A 17,935-nucleotide genomic window follows, 5' to 3' on the forward strand; every position below is an offset into this window, starting at 1 on the left:
CCACGTCGCCGCTAGTGCTCCAGCGGGGAGTACCGGGGCCGATGATGCCCGCGTGACGACGACCCGGCCGTACCGATACAGCAGCCGTTCATCGATCGCGGGCCGGGATCAGTGTCCGCGCGCCGAGGCGTGCACCGCCACCAGACGGGCCGCCCGGATGGCATCCCACAGCGGGCGCAGCAGGGACTCGTGTTCGGTGACGGCGCTCGCGGAGGTGGGGGAGGAGGCCGGTTCCCGTTGCGCGACGGTGAGGATGGCGGCCACATGATCGGCGCTGTCGAGAATGCGGCGCGCACGCAGCGGGATCGACTCGGGGTAGTCGTGGCGGGTGTAATCGGCCAGTTCGGCCTCGATCAGTTCCCGCGGATCGGCGTCACCGGCGCCGAGACCCGTCGTGTGCAGGCGCATGAGCGCGTCGGCCGCATCGCGCACCGCCTCACGCATCGCGAATTCGGCTTCGCCCAGTGACATATCGATCCCGGTGGTGGCCGGAATGGGTGTGCTGTACACGGTCCATTGCAGGGTCTGCTCGCCCTCCCACTGCGGGATCAGCCCGGTGCCCTCGGCGCCGGGAACACCGATGAGCATGCCCTCACCGGCATCGAGGGCGTCGGCGGCGAACGCCGTGCCGACCGGCAGCCCGCGGACATCACCGGGAACCGGCAGCACGAGCCGCAGATGCGCGCCCGGTTCGGCCATGGTTTCCCGAATCACCTTGAGCAGCGGCATGACTCCGGTGCCCGCCGGATTGCCCAGCGAGGACCACGGTAGGTCGGTGCGCGCACCGCTGAACGGATCGCCCGCAGCGAGGGTGTGACGCGGGGCCCAGGCGTGCAGCGCCTCCAGTACGTCGTCGGGCGCACTGGTACCGGCCAGCCAGGAGCCGGCCCACACCGTCAGCGTGGCACTCGGGGAGCACATAATCTTCGAGCATAAAGGTTCGCCGCGATACGCGGACATCGGTGCGCCCAGCACGATCCGGACGACGCGGCCGACGCCACCCGGACAATGATCATCCGGCCGTATTGCAGCCTTGCGACGGATCACCGGAGGCCGACGGCGGCAGCTGGATCAGGCAGATGACGAGATCGAGCAGCGCGGGCGCGAGGTCGGCGGAACCGGTCGCGGCGGGGGTGCGGTACTCGGCCGTCGGGGCGGCGCTCGCGGCCGGGGCGGACCATACGGGCACGGTCGATGCGACGGCTATCAGCAGCGCCGCCAGTGGCTTCGCGGACATGTTCACCTCCGTATCGGGCGACCAGGTGTTCCGGTCGGGGCACGGCCCGCCCTGAACGCCGGACGCTACTCCGGTTCGGTGACGAAGTCGATGAGCCGTTCGACCGCCCCGATCAGCGGTGCCTCCAGGTCACGGAACGAATCGACGGCGTTGTAGACGCGCCGCCAGCCCTGCTGCGGCGTGCCCCAGCCGAGCCGACGGCAGATGCCGGTCTTCCAGTCCTCGCCGCGTGGCACCTGCGGCCACTCCCGGATACCGACCGCGGCCGGGCGCACCGCCTGCCAGACGTCGACGTACGGATGTCCGGTTACCAGTACATGGGGTCCGAGACCGGTGGTGAGCTGGGATTCCTTGGTTCCGGTGACGAGATGGTCGACCAATACCCCCACCCGCCTGCCCGGCCCAGGACCGAACTCGGTGAGCCGCGCCGCCAGATTGTCCAACCCTTCGAGATGCTCCACCACCACACCCTCGACCCGCAGGTCGTGGCCCCAGACGCGTTCGACGAGGGCGGCGTCGTGCACGCCCTCGACCCAGATGCGGCTGGCCGCGGCGACTCGGGCGCGCAGTCCCTCGACGCGCGTGGAACCGGAGGCGGAGCGGGTCTCGCGGGTGGGCGCCGGTGCGGTGGGCCGGACCAGCGTGACCGGTGTGCCGTCGATCAGGAAGGCGGCCTCGCGCAGCGCGAACAGCCGGACCGCGCCGCGCCCGTCCTCCAGTTTCACGAACTCGCCGTCGTAGCTGCGGTCGAATCCGACGACGGCGCCGCAGAATCCGCTGGCCGCGTCCTCGACCACGAGATCCCGTTCGGCCGTCACCCGCGGTACCGCGGGCTTCCTGGCGCGGGTGTGCCGGGAGAAGATGTCACCGCCGTACATGTCACGCGAACTCACCCGGCCGAAGCTACTGCACCCGAAGCGGTTTGTGGTCGCGGCGCACCGCCGTGGGTCGCGGCGGCCGCGCGGCACAGGTTCATGATCTTGTGTTCGCACCGCCACGGGAATCGCGTCCGGCCACTACAGTGGAGGATGTGGCCGCAGTTGTATGGCTGGTCGTGGGCATTCTGCTCGTGGCGGCCGAGATGTTCGTCGGTGAGCTGACGTTGTTGATGCTCGGTGGTGGGGCGCTCATCACCGCTGGCATCAGTTTCGCCGCGGACACCAGCGTGGTGGCCGACGCGATCATCTTCGCGATCGTCTCGGTTGCGCTGATGCTGGGCGTGCGTCCGATGTTGTTGCGGCGCTTCGCGACTCCGCCGCCGACCCTCACCAATGTGGATGCGCTGACCGGTAAGACGGCGCTGGTGCTCGAGGCCGTCGGCGCGCACAGCGGCCGGGTGAAACTCGGTGGCGAGGAATGGACGGCGCGCCCGTTCGATCCGTCCGAGGAGTATCCGCAGGGAACCACCGTGTATGTGATGAAGATCGACGGTGCGACCGCCGTCGTCTGGAAAGGGCCGTAATGGCTGTATTGATCGTGGCCGCGGTGCTCGTGCTGCTGGTCGTGGTGGTGGTGTTCAAATCGATCGCGCTGGTGCCGCAGGCCGAGGCCGCGGTGATCGAACGACTCGGCCGGTATTCGCGCACGGTATCGGGGCAGTTGACCTTCCTCGTCCCCTTCGCCGACCGCATCCGGGCGAAGGTGGATCTGCGGGAACGGGTGGTGTCGTTCCCACCGCAGCCGGTGATCACCCAGGACAATCTCACCCTCCAGATCGACTCGGTGGTGTATTTCCAGGTCACCAGCCCGCAGGCCGCGGTGTACGAGATCAGCAACTACATCGCCGCGGTGGAGCAGCTGACGGTCACCACCCTGCGCAATGTGGTCGGCGGTATGACCCTGGAAGACACGCTGACCTCCCGCGATCAGATCAACAGCCAGCTGCGCGGTGTGCTCGACGAGGCCACCGGCCGCTGGGGGCTGCGGGTGGCGCGGGTCGAACTCAAGGCCATCGACCCGCCGCCCTCGATCCAGGAGTCGATGGAAAAGCAGATGAAGGCCGACCGCGAGAAGCGCGCCATGATCCTCACCGCGGAAGGTCAACGCGAATCGCAGATCAAGACCGCCGAGGGCGCCAAACAGGCGCAGATCCTGTCCGCCGAGGGCGGTAAGCAGTCGGCGATCCTGTCGGCCGAAGGTGAACGGCAGAGCCGCATCCTGCGCGCGCAGGGTGAACGCGCCGCCTCCTATCTGCAAGCCCAGGGCCAAGCCAAGGCGATCGAAAAGGTCTTCGCCGCCATCAAATCCGGTAAGCCGACCCCGGAACTGCTGGCATACCAGTACATGCAGACGCTGCCGATGGTCGCGCGCGGTGACGCCAACAAGGTGTGGCTGGTGCCGAGCGATTTCGGTAAGGCGCTGGAAGGTTTCGCCAAGAACTTCGCCACCAAGGGCGAGGACGGGGTGTTCCGGTACGAGCCGCCCGCCTCCGACGGCAGCGACACCAAGCCGGAGGACGATTCCGAAGACGTCGCCGACTGGTTCGACACCGCACCCGATCCGGCCATCGAACGGGCCGTACGCGCGGCCGAGGCGACAGCGCGCACCCCGGTAGAGGGGCTGGTGCCGGGCGTGGATCCCTCACCCGCGAACCTGAACAAACCCGCTCCCGCACCGCCGCAACCGCCTGTGCGGGAACAGCTTTCGCCGCCACCCCAACAACCGGGCGCCAGTGATATCCACGGCAGGCCCTGGCAGCCGCCGGGCACGCATCAGTGAGCCGTCACCGTTGCCGCGTTCGGCGCCGGACGCGGCAACGGTGATGAGGTCGCGCCGGTTCGGCCGAGGATCTACGCGCATCCTCTGCGTGCGCGACGCCGTCAATGCGTGGATCAGCACCTCCGGCGAGTTCGAGGCCGTCATCGACTTCGAGCATGCCATCGCCGCACCGGACGATCCCGATGCAATGGCCCCCGCCTCCGACAGCGGTGATCATCTGCATCCGAGCCCGGCAGGCTATGCGCAGACGGGTATCTGCTGACCAACGCGCATGTCGTCGGCGGCTCCCGTGGCGGTGAGCTGGTGTTCGCCGACGGCGCCGAGACCCGTTTCGATGTGGTCGGCGCCGATCCGCTGTCCGACCTCGCGGTCTTGCATACGCGCGGTGATACCCCCGGCGCGGTGACGCTCGGCGATGCGGACACCCTCGTCGTCGGGCAGCTGGTGGTTGCGGTCGGCAGCCCGCTGGGGCTGGCCGGATCGGTGACGGCCGGGGTCGTCAGCGCGCTCGGCCGGGCCGTGCCGGTGGCCTCGCGCCGGGCCGGACGGGTCATCGAGGACGTCATCCAGACCGACGCCGCGCTCAATCCGGGCAATTCCGGTGGCGCGCTCGCCGATTCGGCGGGGCGGGTGGTCGGCATCAACACCGCGGTCGCCGGGATCGGGCTCGGACTGGCGATCCCCGTCAACGCCACCACCCGCATGATTGTGCAGACCCTGCGGGCCGAAGGCCGGGTCCGGCGGGCCTACCTGGGCCTGGTGGGGGTACCCGCCCCGTTGCCCGCCGATATCGCGGCCCGCACCGGCCAGGACGGCGGCGTCCGCATCGTCGAGGTGATCGGCGACGGCCCCGCCGACCGGGCCGGTCTGCGCCGCGGCGATCTGGTGCTCAGCGTCGCGCGGATCGAGGTGCGGGATGCGCAGGGTATCCAGCGGCAACTGTTCGCCGCGGCGATCGGCACGTCTGTGCCGGTCACGGTGTTGCGCAACGGGGCGATGGTCGATGTGATCGCGGTGCCGAGCGAACTCACCGTCGACTGATCGGCGGTTGGGGTTGCATGACTATCGCGGAGATCTGCCGCGACCGTTGCTCACTCGGTGACCGCCACTGCCTCCGGTTCGGCCGTGCGTGCACGAGGCGCGGGCGCCCACCGGGCGTCGACCACCAACCCCACCACACCGATGGCCAGGCAGATGCCCGAGATGACCACCATCGCCGGATGGCTGCCGCCGGTGAGTGCGTCGGCGAGGATCACGGTGGCCACGGTGCCGGGCAGCGAACCGAGGACGGTCGCGATCAGATACGGCCAGAACCGGATCGAGGACAGCCCGCAGCAGTAGTTGACCACCGAGAACGGTGCGATCGCGATCAATCGCAACGAACCGACCGCGAGCCAGCCGCGCCGCTCGAGCCGATCGTCGATCGCGCGCACCGCAGGATGGGTGAGCCGGGCGGCGACCCGATCGCGGTCCAGTGCGCGCACCAGCAGCAGCGCCAGTGCGGCCGCGACCATTGTGGCCGACAATGCCACTGTGACCCCGAGCCCGGATCCGAACAGCACACCGCAACTCACGGTGAGCACGGTCCGCGGCACCGGAGCCACGGCCACCAGGGCGTATCCGGCGAAGAAGAGGAGTGGAAAGATCGGTCCGACGCTGTCGGCCCAGTCCTGGATCTGGGCCGGTTCGGGTAGCTCGATCAGCATCGCGACAACGAAAAGCGCGCAGATCCCGAGGAACAGCGCGACGATCCGGCGGTCTCGGAGCAGTCGAGTCACCCGCGCAAGGTTACCCGTTGGTAGTGGTGGCCTCGGACAGGCGCGTATTGGCGCCCCGCTAGCATCAGAGGCAACGGGCCGAATGCTCGTTAACCAAAGTGTCCGCTGAGCTGGGCGGATGCAGAGGTATGGGCGTGCAGGAGTGGTGCGCCCGTACTCGAATGGAAGAGGGAATCAGCGTATGCCGATAGCTTCAGAGTCCGGGGCGGGACTCGCCCCGGAACCGGTGCCCGAGTACGCCGCGTGGCGTAAGGGTGTGGCGGGCGTGCTGGCCAAAGCGCGGCGGGTCGAGACATCGGAGCTCCCCGCGGAACCCGAGCATCTGCTCGACGAGACCACCTACGACGGGCTGACCATCGCGCCCCTCTACACCCGCCGCGACGAGTTGCCCGAGCAGCCGCTGCCGGGCGCCTTCCCCTATGTGCGTGGTGGCGATGCCGCCCGTGATCCGCAGCGCGGCTGGTTCGTCAGTGCCTTCGCCGGAGAAGACGATGCCGAGGCCACCAACCGGACGATCCTGACCGGCCTGGAGAACGGCGTGAGCGCCATCGCGCTCGGCATCGGGTCCTACGGCGTCCCCGTCGACGATATCCCCGTCGCCCTGCGCGGTCTGTTGTTCGAGCTGGCCCCGCTGACCCTCGTCGCCGGTGCGGCGACCGCCGCCGCGGCCGAGCGCGTGTTCGAGGTGCTCGACGGCTACTCGGTCGCCGATCGCACGCAGATCCGGGTCGGTCTCGGCGCCGCGCCGCTGACGAGCGCCTTCACCGGCGCCGAGGATCTGGATCAGACCGAGACGGTCGCCGTGGCGCAGCGGGCGATCGCCCGTGCCGAAACGGTGCGGGCGATCACGGTGGACGGCATCGCCTTCCACAATGCGGGCGCCGCCGACGCACAGGAGGTCGGCGCCGCCGTCGCGGCCGGTCTGGCGTATCTGCGTCTGCTCACCGGCGCCGGGGTCGATATTGCCGATGCGCTCGGTCAGCTCGAGTTCCGCTTCGCGGCCACCGACGACCAGTTCGCCACCATCGTGAAGTTCCGGGCGGCGCGGCGATTGTGGGCGCGGGTCGCCCAGGTGTGCGGTGCGCCCGCGTTCGGCGCGGCTCCGCAACACGCGATCACCTCCGCCGCGATGATGACCCAGCGCGATCCCTGGGTGAACCTGCTGCGCACCACCCTCGCCGCGTTCGGCGCCGGTGTCGGTGGCGCCGATTCGGTGACCGTGCTGCCGTTCGATTCGGCGCTGCCCGCGGGCGAGCTGGGCGTATCGGCCACGTTCTCGCAGCGGATGGCTCGTAACACCCAGCTGCTGCTGCTCGAGGAATCGCGCCTGGGTCACGTACAGGATCCGGGCGCCGGTTCCTGGTACGTGGAGGCGCTGACCGACGAACTCGCCGCCAAGGCCTGGGAATTCATGCAGGAACTCGAGGCCGCGGGTGGTTATCTCGCCGCGCTCGAGTCCGGTGTGCTCGCCGCGCGGATCGCCGAGACCGCCGCCACCCGCGCCGCCGATGTCGCCCATCGCCGCAGCGCGGTCACCGGTGTCAACGAGTTCCCCAATCTGGCCGAGGCGCCGCTGTCGGAGCAGGCGCGGACACCGGGTCCGAATCCGCGCTACGGCGCCGCGTTCGAGGCGCTACGCAACCGTTCCGATGCCTATCTCGCCGCCAACGGTGCCCGTCCGAAGGCGCTGATCGTGCCGCTCGGCCCGGTCGCCGAACACAATGCGCGCACCATCTTCACCGCGAACGTCCTGGCCTCCGGCGGAATCGAAGCGGTCGATCCCGGCCCGCTGGCCGCCGACGACATTGCCGCCGCCGCGACGGAATCCGGTGCGCGGATCGCGGTCCTGTGCGGTTCGGACAAGCGCTACGGCGAGGAGGCGGGGGAGGCGACCGAAGCCCTGCGCGGCGCCGGTGTGACGACCGTCCTGCTGGCCGGACCGGAGAAGTCGGTCACGCAGTACAGCGGTGCACAGCGTCCCGACGGATACTTGACCTTGCGCATCGACGCGGTCGCGGTCTTGTCGCAGCTGTTGGAGAAGGTGGGAGCCTGATGACCACATCCGATATCGAGCACATCGTCGGCAGTTTCGCCGATGTGCCGCTCACCGAGCACGACCCCGTGGCGGCCGCCGTCGACGCCGACCAGGTCCGCGCATTCGTGGCCGAGGCCGCGACGGCGAACCACACCACTCCCGAGCAGCTGGTCTGGTCGACACCCGAGGGCATCGATGTGCCGCCGGTGTTCACCAGGGCCGATCGCGATGCCGTTGTCGCACAGGGCTATCCGCTCGATACCGTGCCCGGTGTGGCGCCGTTCCTGCGCGGGCCCTACCCGACGATGTACGTCAACCAGCCGTGGACCATCCGCCAGTACGCGGGCTTTTCCACCGCCGCCGATTCCAACGCCTTCTACCGCCGTAACCTCCAGGCCGGTCAGAAGGGTCTGTCGGTGGCATTCGACCTGGCCACCCACCGCGGCTACGACTCCGATCATCCGCGCGTACAGGGCGATGTCGGTATGGCCGGTGTGGCCATCGACTCCATCCTCGATATGCGCCAGCTCTTCGACCACATCCCGCTCGATCAGGTCAGCGTCTCGATGACGATGAACGGTGCGGTGCTGCCGATCCTGGCGCTGTACGTGGTCGCCGCGGAGGAACAGGGCGTCACGCCCGAGCAGCTGGCCGGAACGATTCAGAACGACATTCTGAAGGAGTTCATGGTCCGCAACACCTACATCTATCCGCCGAAGCCGTCCATGCGGATCATCTCCGATATCTTCGCCTACACCAGCGCGAAGATGCCGAAGTTCAACTCGATCTCCATCTCCGGCTACCACATTCAGGAAGCGGGTGCGACCGCCGATCTGGAGCTGGCCTACACCCTCGCCGACGGTGTGGAGTACATCCGCGCCGGTATCGACGCGGGTATGGAGGTCGACAAGTTCGCGCCGCGGCTGTCGTTCTTCTGGGCGATCGGCATGAACTTCTTCATGGAGGTCGCCAAACTGCGCGCCGGTCGGCTGCTGTGGAGTGAGCTGGTGGCGAAGTTCGAGCCCAAGAGCGCGAAATCGCTATCGCTGCGCACCCATTCGCAGACCTCGGGTTGGTCGCTGACCGCGCAGGACGCCTACAACAATGTGGCGCGCACCTGCATCGAGGCGATGGCCGCCACCCAGGGCCACACCCAGTCGCTGCACACCAACGCCCTCGACGAAGCGCTGGCGCTGCCCACCGACTTCTCGGCCCGCATCGCCCGCAACACCCAGCTGCTGATCCAGCAGGAATCGAATACGACCCGCCCGATCGACCCGTGGGGCGGCTCGTACTACGTGGAATGGCTGACCCATCAGCTGGCCGACCGCGCCCGCGCCCATATCGCGGAGGTGGAGGCGCACGGCGGTATGGCGCAGGCGATTTCGGAGGGCATCCCGAAGCTGCGCATCGAAGAGGCCGCCGCCAGGACCCAGGCGCGTATCGACACCGGGCAGCAGCCGGTGATCGGCGTGAACAAATACCAGGTGGAAGAGGATCACGAGGTCGAGGTCCTCAAGGTCGAGAACTCGCGCGTGCGGGCCGAGCAGATCGAGAAGCTGCGGCAGCTGCGGGCCGACCGCGACCAAGCCGAGGTCGAGCGGGCGCTGGACGAATTGACCCGTGCCGCAGGCTCTTCCGAGGGCGGTATGGAGAACAACCTGCTGGCGCTGGCCATCAATGCCGCTCGCGCCAAAGCCACCGTCGGCGAGATCTCCGATGCGCTGGAGAAGGTGTACGGCCGCCATCAGGCCGAGATCCGTACCCTGTCGGGTGTGTACCGCGACGAGGCAGGCAAGGTCACCAACATCACCACCGCCGGTGATCTGGTGGAGGAGTTCGCCGAGGCCGAGGGCCGCCGCCCCCGCATCCTGGTGGCGAAGATGGGTCAGGACGGCCACGACCGCGGCCAGAAGGTGATCGCCACGGCCTTCGCCGATCTGGGTTTCGACGTCGATGTGGGCCCGCTGTTCCAGACCCCGGAAGAGGTGGCGCGCCAGGCCGCCGACAACGATGTGCACGTTGTCGGTGTGTCCTCGCTGGCGGCCGGTCACCTCACACTGGTGCCCGCCCTGCGGCAGGCGCTGGCCGATGTCGGACGGCCCGACATCATGGTCATCGTCGGCGGTGTCATCCCGCCCGGTGACTTCGAGGAGCTGTACGCGGCAGGGGCGGCGGCGATCTTCCCGCCCGGCACCGTGATCGCGGACGCGGCGATCGATCTGCTGAAGAAGCTCGCGACCGAACTCGGGCATCGGATCGGAGGCGGCGGCGCCGAATGAGCGGTCAGCCCGGCCACGATCATGCCAGGACCGATGGTGCCCGCGGTGGTCCGCGCGTCATCGATGTCGACGCCCTCGCCGCGGCCGTCCGCTCCGGTGAGCGTGCGGCCCTGGCGCGGGCGATCACCCTGGTCGAATCGACCAGGGCCGACCATCGGGAGCTGGCGCAGCGACTACTGCTCCAGCTGACCCCGGCCACCGGTGCCGCGCTGTCGAACCGGGTCGGCATCACCGGCGTCCCCGGCGTCGGCAAGTCGACCTTCATCGACGCGCTCGGGATGTTTCTCATCGGCCAGGGGCATCGAGTCGCGGTGCTGGCCGTCGACCCGTCCTCGACGCGCACCGGCGGTTCGATCCTCGGTGACAAGACCCGGATGGCGCGGCTGTCGGTGGAGCCGGACGCCTTCATCCGGCCCTCGCCGACCGCTGGCACGCTCGGCGGTGTGGCCAAGGCGACCCGCGAGACCATCGTGCTGCTGGAGGCGGCGGGCTACGACGTGATCCTGGTGGAGACCGTCGGGGTGGGCCAATCCGAGGTGACGGTCGCGAACATGGTCGACGTGTTCTGCTTCCTGACCCTGGCCAGGACCGGCGATCAGTTGCAGGGCATCAAAAAGGGTGTGCTGGAACTCGCCGATCTGGTGGCGGTGAACAAGGCCGACGGTAAACACGAACTCGAGGCGAAGAAGGCCGCGCGGGAGTTGGTGGGCGCGCTGCGGCTCATCCATCCACACGATGCGCTGTGGCGGCCACCGGTGCTCACCATGAGCGGTTTGGAAGGTATCGGGCTGGAGCAGTTCTGGTCGACGGTGCTCGAGCATCGGCGCGTGCTGACCGATGCGGGCGAATTCGACGAGAAGCGCCGCCGTCAGCAGGTGGACTGGACCTGGACCATGGTGCACGACCAGCTGCTGCGCCGCCTCGCCGACAATCCGCGGGTGAAGGCGCTGCGCGACGAGGTGGAAAAGCAGGTCCGCGAAGGTGGGCTGACCGCGGCGCTGGCCGCCGAGGAATTACTGCGCGCCTTCGACGGCGACTGATCAGCGCGACGACGTGGCTCACGATGCGGGGGCCGAGTGTGCGTCCCCGCCGCCGTCGGGCAGCTCGAACAGGCGCGCGGCATTGTCGTGGCAGACCGCGCGTAGCCAGTCGTCGCCGAGGTCGAGGCGTTCCAGGGCGGCGACGGCATGGTGATACGGGTACGGGATGTTCGGGAAATCGCTGCCGAACATGATCCGGTCGCCGAAGGCACGCAGCCGCGGCCGGTCGGCGGCGGGGAAGGGGACCTCTTCCTCGGAGAAATCGGTGAAGGCCATGGTGGTGTCCAGGTGGACGCCCGGATAGCGCTCGGCCAGATCCAAGAACTCGGAATACTCCGGCATACCCATGTGCGCGACGATGAATCGGAGGTCCGGGAAACGGCGTAGCACCTCGACCATCGGCCCCGGACCCGTGAACTCACCGGGCGCCGGGCCGGAACCACAATGGATGAGGATCGGCGTGCCCGACTCGGCGAGCATCCCCCACACCGGATCGAGCAGCGGATCGACCGGTGAATAGGCCCCGACCTGGATATGCGCCTTGAACACGCGCGCGCCATCGGCCAGCGCGGTAGCGACATAGTCGGCGACGCCCGGCTCGGGATAGAAGGTCGCGGTGTGCAGACAATCGGGAACCTCGGCGGCGAACTCGGCGGTCCACGAGTTCAACCACGCCGCCATCCCCGGCTTGTGCGGATACACCAGCGACGTGAACGCACGAACACCGAAGTCGCGCAAGGTCTTCAACCGCACCGCCTGATCGTCGCGGTAGGTGATCGGCCACGCCCGCCCGGTGAGCGGCCCGGCCGAATCGAAATAGGCCCACACCTTGCGCATCACCTGATCGGGCATGAAATGGGTGTGCACATCGACGATGGCGGGCAGCCCGAGCCGGTGGCGGAACGCGGCGAGGTAGGCGGTGGTGTCGTCGGTCATGGCGCCTCCTCGGCGGTTACGGGAACCGGCAGGTCCGCCGGGGGATACACCTCGGCGGCGAAACCGCCGACCCGGTCGATCAGCCGGTCGAAGAACACCTCGGGGTCGGTGCCGATCACGATGTCGGCATTGGGTTCTCGGCCCCACATACCCGCCCAGTCCGCCACCGTCATCGCACGGGTGAGGGTTCCGGCGAGTTCGACGTCGACCGTCGCGGGCCGGGTGCGCGCCAGCGTGGGATCGAGGGCGACCGCCGCGGCGAACGGATCATGCATATGCGCCAGATATCCGAGATCGAAGCGGTGGTGGAAGTCGAAATAGAAGCGCACCGCGTCGGTGAGATGACCGATGATCGGATTCCGGGCCGCCGACCTGGCATCCGGCGGATCGGCAGGCGACACCAGTTCGACGGGTGTGCTTCCCGCGCGTTCGGCGAGCCGGACCAGATGTCCCGGACGCATCTCGATGGTCTCGGTGATGTCGAGCGCGCAGATCAGCGGGCGCCGGTCCGGCGGTGCGGCGGAGAAGGCGTCGAAGACCTCTTTGGCCGCCTCCGGATCCACGTGGACGTTCCACTCGTTCGTCGGAGTGGTATTGCCGGGATGGTTGAACGCGCCACCCATCACAATCAGGCGCCGCAACAGCAGCGGCAGCGCCGGTTCCCGCCGCAGCGCCAGCGCCAGATTGGTGAGCGGGCCCGTGCACAGCCCCACGATCTCCCCCGGATACGCGCGCGCCAGACCGACCCAGAGGTCGGCGGCGGTGCGCTCGGACACGGTCCGGGTAGGCGCGGGCAGCTCCGCGTATCCCACTCCGTGCGGACCGTGCGTGTCCTCGGTGGTGCGCAAAGGGATCGACAGCGGTACGGCGGAGCCGAGCGCGACCTCGATATCGGGCGCCCGGCACACATCGAGCCAGGCGAGATTGTTGGTCGCCACCTGCGCGGCACTCACATTGCCCGCGGTGGACGCGATGCCGAGGATCTCGGCCTCCGGGCTGGCCAGCAGATAGAGCAGCGCCAGCGAATCGTCCACCCCGGTATCGACGTCAACGATGATCTTCTGCCGCACGTCCCGAGCCTAACCAGCCCGCATCCGGCGGTAGCGGTCCGGGCTCGCGGAAGGCGTCACCGGAGAACGTCAGCCCCGCTGACCGTAGGAACCCTCGCGCGGATCGGGGCCCTGCGCGCTGCGCTCTGTTGCTCCCGGATTGCCCCGGCGCCGATCACAGCCGGCGCGATGACGCCGAAGACGACCAGGTCGGCTGATCCCAGCCGTACCGGCGGGCGGGCGCCGGATAGTCGGGGTATTCGGCGAGGGCGGGGAGGGCGGTCGTGATACTGCCGTGGGTGACGGTGTGTCGCGGATCGGGTTCGGTGGCCGCGGGGTGGCGGAGGGTGCGTTCGGGTGCGGCGAGCAGCCAGGACGCGGTGCGCGCCAAGGAGACCCGGATATCGCGGCCGATACCGTCGGCGGCGCGGGCGGTGAGCGCGTCGATGACGCCGGCGGCGAGCAGGTAACCCGAGGCGTGGTCGAGCGCCTGCGCGGGCAGTGCGCTGGGCACCGCCGGTGCGCCTTCGATGATGGCGATGCCGGTGGCGGCCTGGACGATGCTGTCGAAACCTCGGCGCGCACCCCACGGGCCGGTATCGCCCCACGCGCTGACCCGCCCGTGCACGAGTCCCGGCCGGATCGTCAGTCCGGCGTGTTCGAGCGCGCCCGGTCGATAGCCGGTCACCAGCACGTCCGCGGTGTCGAGGAGCGCCTCGATCCGCCCGCGGTCGGCGCGCAGATCCAGCACGGTGGACCGTTTGCCCTGGCAGGTGTCGTGGAACTGCCAGCTGATCTCGGGCAGACCGGGCGGGTCGATCCGCAGGACATCGGCGCCGAGCAGGGCCAGCGTGCGAGTCGCGACCGGTCCGGCGATCACCCTGGTCATATCGAGTACGCGGACCCCGCGCAGCGGCAGGAACGGTGTCGCACCATCGGGCAGTCCGCTACCGCGTGCGTCGGCGCGGGCGATCGAGGAGACCAGCGGTCCCGCCGCGGCGGCACGTGCCTGCGGGGTGGCCGCCCATTCGCGTTCGGTGCGCACCCGCACCGCGATGGCACCGGTGGCAGCGGCCGCGTCCTCGACATCGGCGGCGCGGCTCATCGCGATCTGCGCGACGGCCAGGTCGAGGGGAGCGTCGCCGGGCAGGTTCAGCGCGGCGAGCAGCCTGGCCCGGTGGTGCGGATAGTTGGCATGGGTGCGGACCCATCCGTCGAAGGTCGGGAAGAAACCCGACAGGTCGGCGAACATCCCCACCGGTGCGCCGTCGATGCGCAGCAGCCGTTCACTGGCGAACGCGGCCGCGATGCGCTGCGGGTCGATCCGATGCCGCACGGGATCGAGTCCGTGTGCCATTCGCAACCGGTTCGCCGCGCCGATGACGGCCCCGATCGCACCCGCCGCGAGCCCCGCCACCGGCAACGCCGCGGCCAACACGGCACCGAACTCCGGCGCGGGCGTGTCGGAATGGTCCTCGATACCGATGCCATCCTGGTAATCACGGACCAGCCGTTCGTGCACACTCACCGCACCCAGCGTAATAGCCGTCGACCGGAACGGATTCCGACGTGCGATCCGACGACCTCGGCGTCACAGCTCGACCGCTGGAGTGAGTTCACCACCGGCGAGTTCACGAGTGCGCAATTCCCCGGCGGACACTTTTATCTCGATGAACGCCCTGCGGAACTGGCCGCGGCCATCGGCAACCGACTCGACGGTGCCGACACTCGACGGTGAACCGCGCGGGAGCGAGTCGAGATCACCAGGGGGAGGGGCGGTAATCCTTGAGGAAGCAGCCGTACAGGTCATTGCCCTGTTCGCCCTGCACGATCGGGTCGTAGACGCGGGCGGCGCCGTCCACCAGGTCCAGTGGGGCCCGGAAACCCTCGTCGGCGAGCCGGATCTTGGTGTAATGCGGGCGCTCGTCGGTGATCCAGCCGGTGTCGACGGCGGTCATCAGAATGGAGTCCGCCTCGAACATCTCGGCGGCGCTGGTGCGGGTCAGCATGTTCAACGCCGCCTTGGCCATATTCGTATGCGGATGGCCGGCGCCCTTGTACGCCCGACCGAACTGGCCCTCCATCGCCGAGACGTTGACGATGTACTTGCGCCGCGCCTGCGCCGCCGCCATCGCCGGGCGCAACCGCGATACCAGGATGAACGGCGCGACCGAGTTACACAGCTGCACTTCGAGCAGTTCGGTGGGCTCGACTTCGCCGACGGTCTGTACCCAGCTGTTGGTGTGGGCGAGATCGGGCACCAGCCCACCGGCGTCGATGGCGACACCGCGGGAGATGCGCTCGGGCGTGGCCGAACCCGCCACCAACGCCAGCCCGGCCACATCGTCGGCGGTGAGCGTCGGGGTGAGCGAGGCGGTGAGCGCGCTGGGATGGGCCTGCATCGTCTTGCCGAAGGTCACCACATCGGGCAACGCTCCGGCGGGCAGCGGCATGGACTCGGCCTCGACGAGAGCGCTGTAGGCACCGGCGGAGCGGCGCACCGTCTGCGCGGCATTGTTGATCAGGATATCGAGCGGGCCCTGGGCGGCGACATCGTCGGCCAGGGCCACCACCTGCGCCGGATCACGCAGATCGATACCGACGATGCGCACCCGGTGCAGCCAGTCCGCGCTGTCGGGCTGGGCGGCGAAGCGACGGATGGCGTCATGGGGGAAACGGGTGGTGATAGTGGTGTGCGCGCCGTCGCGCAGCAGCCGCAACGCGATGTACATGCCGATCTTGGCGCGTCCACCGGTGAGCAGTGCTCGTTTGCCGGTGAGGTCGGTGCGGGCATCGCGGCGGGCGTGGCTGTCGGCGGCGCAGTCCGGGCACAGCTGGTGGTAGAACGCGTCGACGCGGGTGTAGCGCTGTTTGCAGATGTAGCAGGGCCGGGCCCGCAGCAGAGTGCCCGCGCTGGCGCCGGTGGCAGTGGAACTGATCGGGATGCCCGCGGTCTCGTCGTCGATCCGCTGGGGCGATCCGGTGGCGGTAGCGGCGACCACCGCGCGGTCGGCGGAGGACACCGCGTCCCTGGCCGCCGCGCGACGGCGCTGCTTGAGCTTTTTGAACATATGCCCGACGGCGCGCTGCACCGCCACCGAATCCGGATGATCCTTGTCGAGCTGTCCCGCCTGCTCCAAGACCCGCAGACAGGTGGCGAGCGAATCGGGATCGATCGTGGTTTCGGCCATCGGAGGTGGAGACATCCTTCATGAGCTGGGCATGTGTCGCGCCCATTGTCTCAAACGGGGTCGGGTGACCGGCCGCTCACCTCCACCTCGGCGGCTGATGGCGATGCGCGGTTCAGTCGCGCAGCGCGGCCAGGGTGGACCGGGCGGATTCGGTCAGCTTGTCGATGACCTCCGATTCCGGCAGGGCCCTCGACGAATTCGACGACGATGACGTGGACAGGAACTGCGACCAGGTGAAAGCGCCGACGATCCAGCCATCGCGGATCCTGAGCGTGACGGTGGGGGCGGGATCGCCCGCCTTGTCGGGCTCGACGGTCACATAGGCTTCATCGCCGATCCCGGAGATCTTCTCGGCCCGGCCCTCGGCGCCCGAGTCGGCGTACGGGTTCTCCCAGGTATCGAAGCCCGCGATGAACTCGGGGCCCGGATCGGTCTTCTTGTGGATCGTCACGCTGGAGTACAGGGACGCGTCCTCGTAGTCGTCTTCCTCGGCTCCAGGGCCGAGAAGCCGTTGAGCGCAGAACATCGTGTCCCGCGCGGTGTGCTCGGTACCGGTGAAGTTCGGGTAGTCGTAGGTACCCGACATGCTCTTGGTGGAGATCTTGTAGCCGGATTCGGTGAACGGTTCGGTGTCGGCCACATCGCAGAAGTCGGCGGAATAGGTGTAGCCGCGCAGGTCGGGCTCACCGGGCGCGACTCCGCCCGAGCTGCTGCCGCCGAAGCCACCGAAGGCGAGAACCGCGCCGCCCCACACCACTGATGCGACGACGATGCCGCCGAGCCCCCACAACCAGCCCTTGCCGGAGGAGGTCCGACCACCGGAACCGTTCGGACCGAACGACGGTGCGGGCTGGCCGAATCCGGTCCCACCGGGTCCGCCCGGTCCGAACCCACCCGGCGCTGCTCCGTGCTCCTGCGCTGCGAAGTCCTGGCCGTGCAGCGACGATCCTTGGCCTTGCGGCGCGAATCCTTGGCCTTGCGCTGCGAATCCTTGGCCTTGCGACGCGAGACCCTGGCCCTGCGGTGCGAAGCCCTGGCCCTGCGGTGCGAAGCCCTGGTTCTGCGGTGCAAAACCTTGGCTCTCAGGTGTGAACCCCTGTCCGTGCGAGCCGAATTCCTGGCCTTGCGGCGTGAAACCCTGGCCTGGCGCGGGAGCGTGCGCCTGCGGCGTGAAACCTTGGCTTGGCACGGGAACCTGCGCCTGCGGTGTGAACCCTTGCCCCTGCGGCGGCGGGAACTGGCCCTGCGGCGGGAACTGACCCTGTGATGCGTCGGGTGGCGCCGAACCGGCCACGGGCTGCTGCGGCGCCGACGGCGCGAAACCAGGCGCGGGTGGCGCGAATCCCTGCTCCGGCGTCGGGGACCCGGAGGGCCCGCCCGCAGCGACACCGGGCGGCGGTGCCGACGCGAATCCGCCAGGGGGCTGATCGAAGGAGCGCAGCAGCGTCGGATCGTGCTGCGGGTCCGGTGTACCCGGCTGGCGCAGCACCGTCGGATCGGCGGGCGCGACGGGCGGTTGCTGCGGCGCCGCACCGGTCGAGTTCGGCTGATCGCCTTGTGCGCCCGACTGATTCGCGGAGTCCCCCGATGTCGTCATGGCGGGGAACGTACCACTGTCGTGTCGTGACCGCCCATCCGAGTTTCGTGCCGGGCGATCACGGCTCTCGAA

16 protein-coding genes are annotated in these 17,935 nt (G+C 69.0%); 7 read left to right on the forward strand and 9 right to left on the reverse strand.

Features of this window, described 5'->3' with window-relative positions; translation table 11 throughout:
• Window positions 1-108: 108 nt before the first annotated feature.
• The 3 genes from QH168_RS02910 to QH168_RS02920 all read right to left on the reverse strand — a co-directional run bounded on the left by QH168_RS02910 (window position 109) and on the right by QH168_RS02920 (window position 2,115).
• Window positions 109-921 (reverse strand): hypothetical protein, encoded by an 813-nt coding sequence (locus tag QH168_RS02910; RefSeq protein WP_280232808.1) that lies wholly within the window; start codon window positions 919-921, stop codon window positions 109-111.
• Between the two features lie 91 nt (window positions 922-1,012).
• Entirely contained in the window at window positions 1,013-1,237 is a 225-nt protein-coding gene (locus QH168_RS02915; RefSeq protein ID WP_280232809.1) for a hypothetical protein, read from the reverse strand.
• A gap of 65 nt (window positions 1,238-1,302) precedes the next feature.
• Window positions 1,303-2,115, reverse strand: coding sequence for a DUF3097 domain-containing protein (locus QH168_RS02920; protein ID WP_280232872.1), 813 nt, complete (start codon window positions 2,113-2,115; stop codon window positions 1,303-1,305).
• A 152-nt stretch (window positions 2,116-2,267) separates the two neighbouring features.
• Here QH168_RS02920 and QH168_RS02925 point away from each other — a divergent pair, with 152 nt between their 5' ends.
• The 4 genes from QH168_RS02925 to QH168_RS02940 all read left to right on the forward strand — a co-directional run bounded on the left by QH168_RS02925 (window position 2,268) and on the right by QH168_RS02940 (window position 4,996).
• Window positions 2,268-2,699, forward strand: coding sequence for an NfeD family protein (locus QH168_RS02925; protein WP_280232810.1), 432 nt, complete (start codon window positions 2,268-2,270; stop codon window positions 2,697-2,699).
• Complete coding sequence (locus tag QH168_RS02930) at window positions 2,699-3,955, forward strand: SPFH domain-containing protein (RefSeq protein WP_280232811.1); 1,257 nt, start codon at window positions 2,699-2,701, stop codon at window positions 3,953-3,955. Before QH168_RS02925 ends, QH168_RS02930 begins: the two co-directional genes overlap by 1 nt.
• Window positions 3,956-4,043: 88 nt before the next feature.
• A complete protein-coding gene (locus tag QH168_RS02935; RefSeq protein WP_280232812.1) occupies window positions 4,044-4,217 on the forward strand; it encodes a hypothetical protein in 174 nt (57 codons plus the stop codon).
• Window positions 4,214-4,996, forward strand: a complete 783-nt coding sequence (locus tag QH168_RS02940) for a S1C family serine protease (RefSeq protein ID WP_280232873.1) — start codon at window positions 4,214-4,216, stop codon at window positions 4,994-4,996. The genes QH168_RS02935 and QH168_RS02940 overlap by 4 nt, the downstream gene beginning before the upstream one ends.
• 50 nt (window positions 4,997-5,046) lie before the next feature.
• On the opposite strand, the gene QH168_RS02945 is transcribed toward QH168_RS02940, so the two are convergent.
• A complete protein-coding gene (locus QH168_RS02945; protein WP_280232813.1) occupies window positions 5,047-5,733 on the reverse strand; it encodes a TVP38/TMEM64 family protein in 687 nt (228 codons plus the stop codon).
• A 181-nt stretch (window positions 5,734-5,914) separates the two neighbouring features.
• Here QH168_RS02945 and QH168_RS02950 point away from each other — a divergent pair, with 181 nt between their 5' ends.
• From QH168_RS02950 to meaB, 3 genes are read left to right on the forward strand one after another with little or no spacing between them, the layout of a single operon-like run.
• Window positions 5,915-7,786 (forward strand): methylmalonyl-CoA mutase family protein, encoded by a 1,872-nt coding sequence (locus QH168_RS02950; protein ID WP_280232814.1) that lies wholly within the window; start codon window positions 5,915-5,917, stop codon window positions 7,784-7,786.
• A complete protein-coding gene (scpA, locus tag QH168_RS02955; protein WP_280232815.1) occupies window positions 7,786-10,050 on the forward strand; it encodes a methylmalonyl-CoA mutase in 2,265 nt (754 codons plus the stop codon). Before QH168_RS02950 ends, scpA begins: the two co-directional genes overlap by 1 nt.
• Window positions 10,047-11,090 carry a methylmalonyl Co-A mutase-associated GTPase MeaB gene (gene meaB, locus QH168_RS02960; protein WP_280232816.1) on the forward strand — a complete coding sequence of 348 codons (1,044 nt, stop codon included), beginning with the start codon at window positions 10,047-10,049 and terminating at the stop codon, window positions 11,088-11,090. Before scpA ends, meaB begins: the two co-directional genes overlap by 4 nt.
• A gap of 18 nt (window positions 11,091-11,108) precedes the next feature.
• Here meaB and QH168_RS02965 read toward each other — a convergent pair whose 3' ends face one another.
• The 5 genes from QH168_RS02965 to QH168_RS02985 form a co-directional block, all read right to left on the reverse strand.
• Window positions 11,109-12,026 (reverse strand): amidohydrolase family protein, encoded by a 918-nt coding sequence (locus tag QH168_RS02965; RefSeq protein ID WP_280232817.1) that lies wholly within the window; start codon window positions 12,024-12,026, stop codon window positions 11,109-11,111.
• On the reverse strand, window positions 12,023-13,096 hold the full coding sequence (locus QH168_RS02970; RefSeq protein ID WP_280232818.1) for a nucleoside hydrolase: 1,074 nt from the start codon (window positions 13,094-13,096) through the stop codon (window positions 12,023-12,025). Before QH168_RS02970 ends, QH168_RS02965 begins: the two co-directional genes overlap by 4 nt.
• Before the next feature lie 154 nt (window positions 13,097-13,250).
• The gene (locus QH168_RS02975; RefSeq protein ID WP_280232819.1) at window positions 13,251-14,603 is read right to left on the reverse strand and encodes a CoA transferase; all 1,353 of its coding nucleotides are present in this window, start codon (window positions 14,601-14,603) and stop codon (window positions 13,251-13,253) included.
• Between the two features lie 232 nt (window positions 14,604-14,835).
• Window positions 14,836-16,266: an SDR family NAD(P)-dependent oxidoreductase gene (locus QH168_RS02980; RefSeq protein ID WP_280232820.1), complete on the reverse strand. Its 1,431-nt coding sequence runs from the start codon at window positions 16,264-16,266 to the stop codon at window positions 14,836-14,838.
• A 112-nt stretch (window positions 16,267-16,378) separates the two neighbouring features.
• Complete coding sequence (locus QH168_RS02985; RefSeq protein WP_280232821.1) at window positions 16,379-17,863, reverse strand: hypothetical protein; 1,485 nt, start codon at window positions 17,861-17,863, stop codon at window positions 16,379-16,381.
• Window positions 17,864-17,935: the final 72 nt, after the last annotated feature.

Source organism: Nocardia cyriacigeorgica, assembly GCF_029868385.1.
Classification (GTDB): domain Bacteria; phylum Actinomycetota; class Actinomycetes; order Mycobacteriales; family Mycobacteriaceae; genus Nocardia; species Nocardia cyriacigeorgica_F.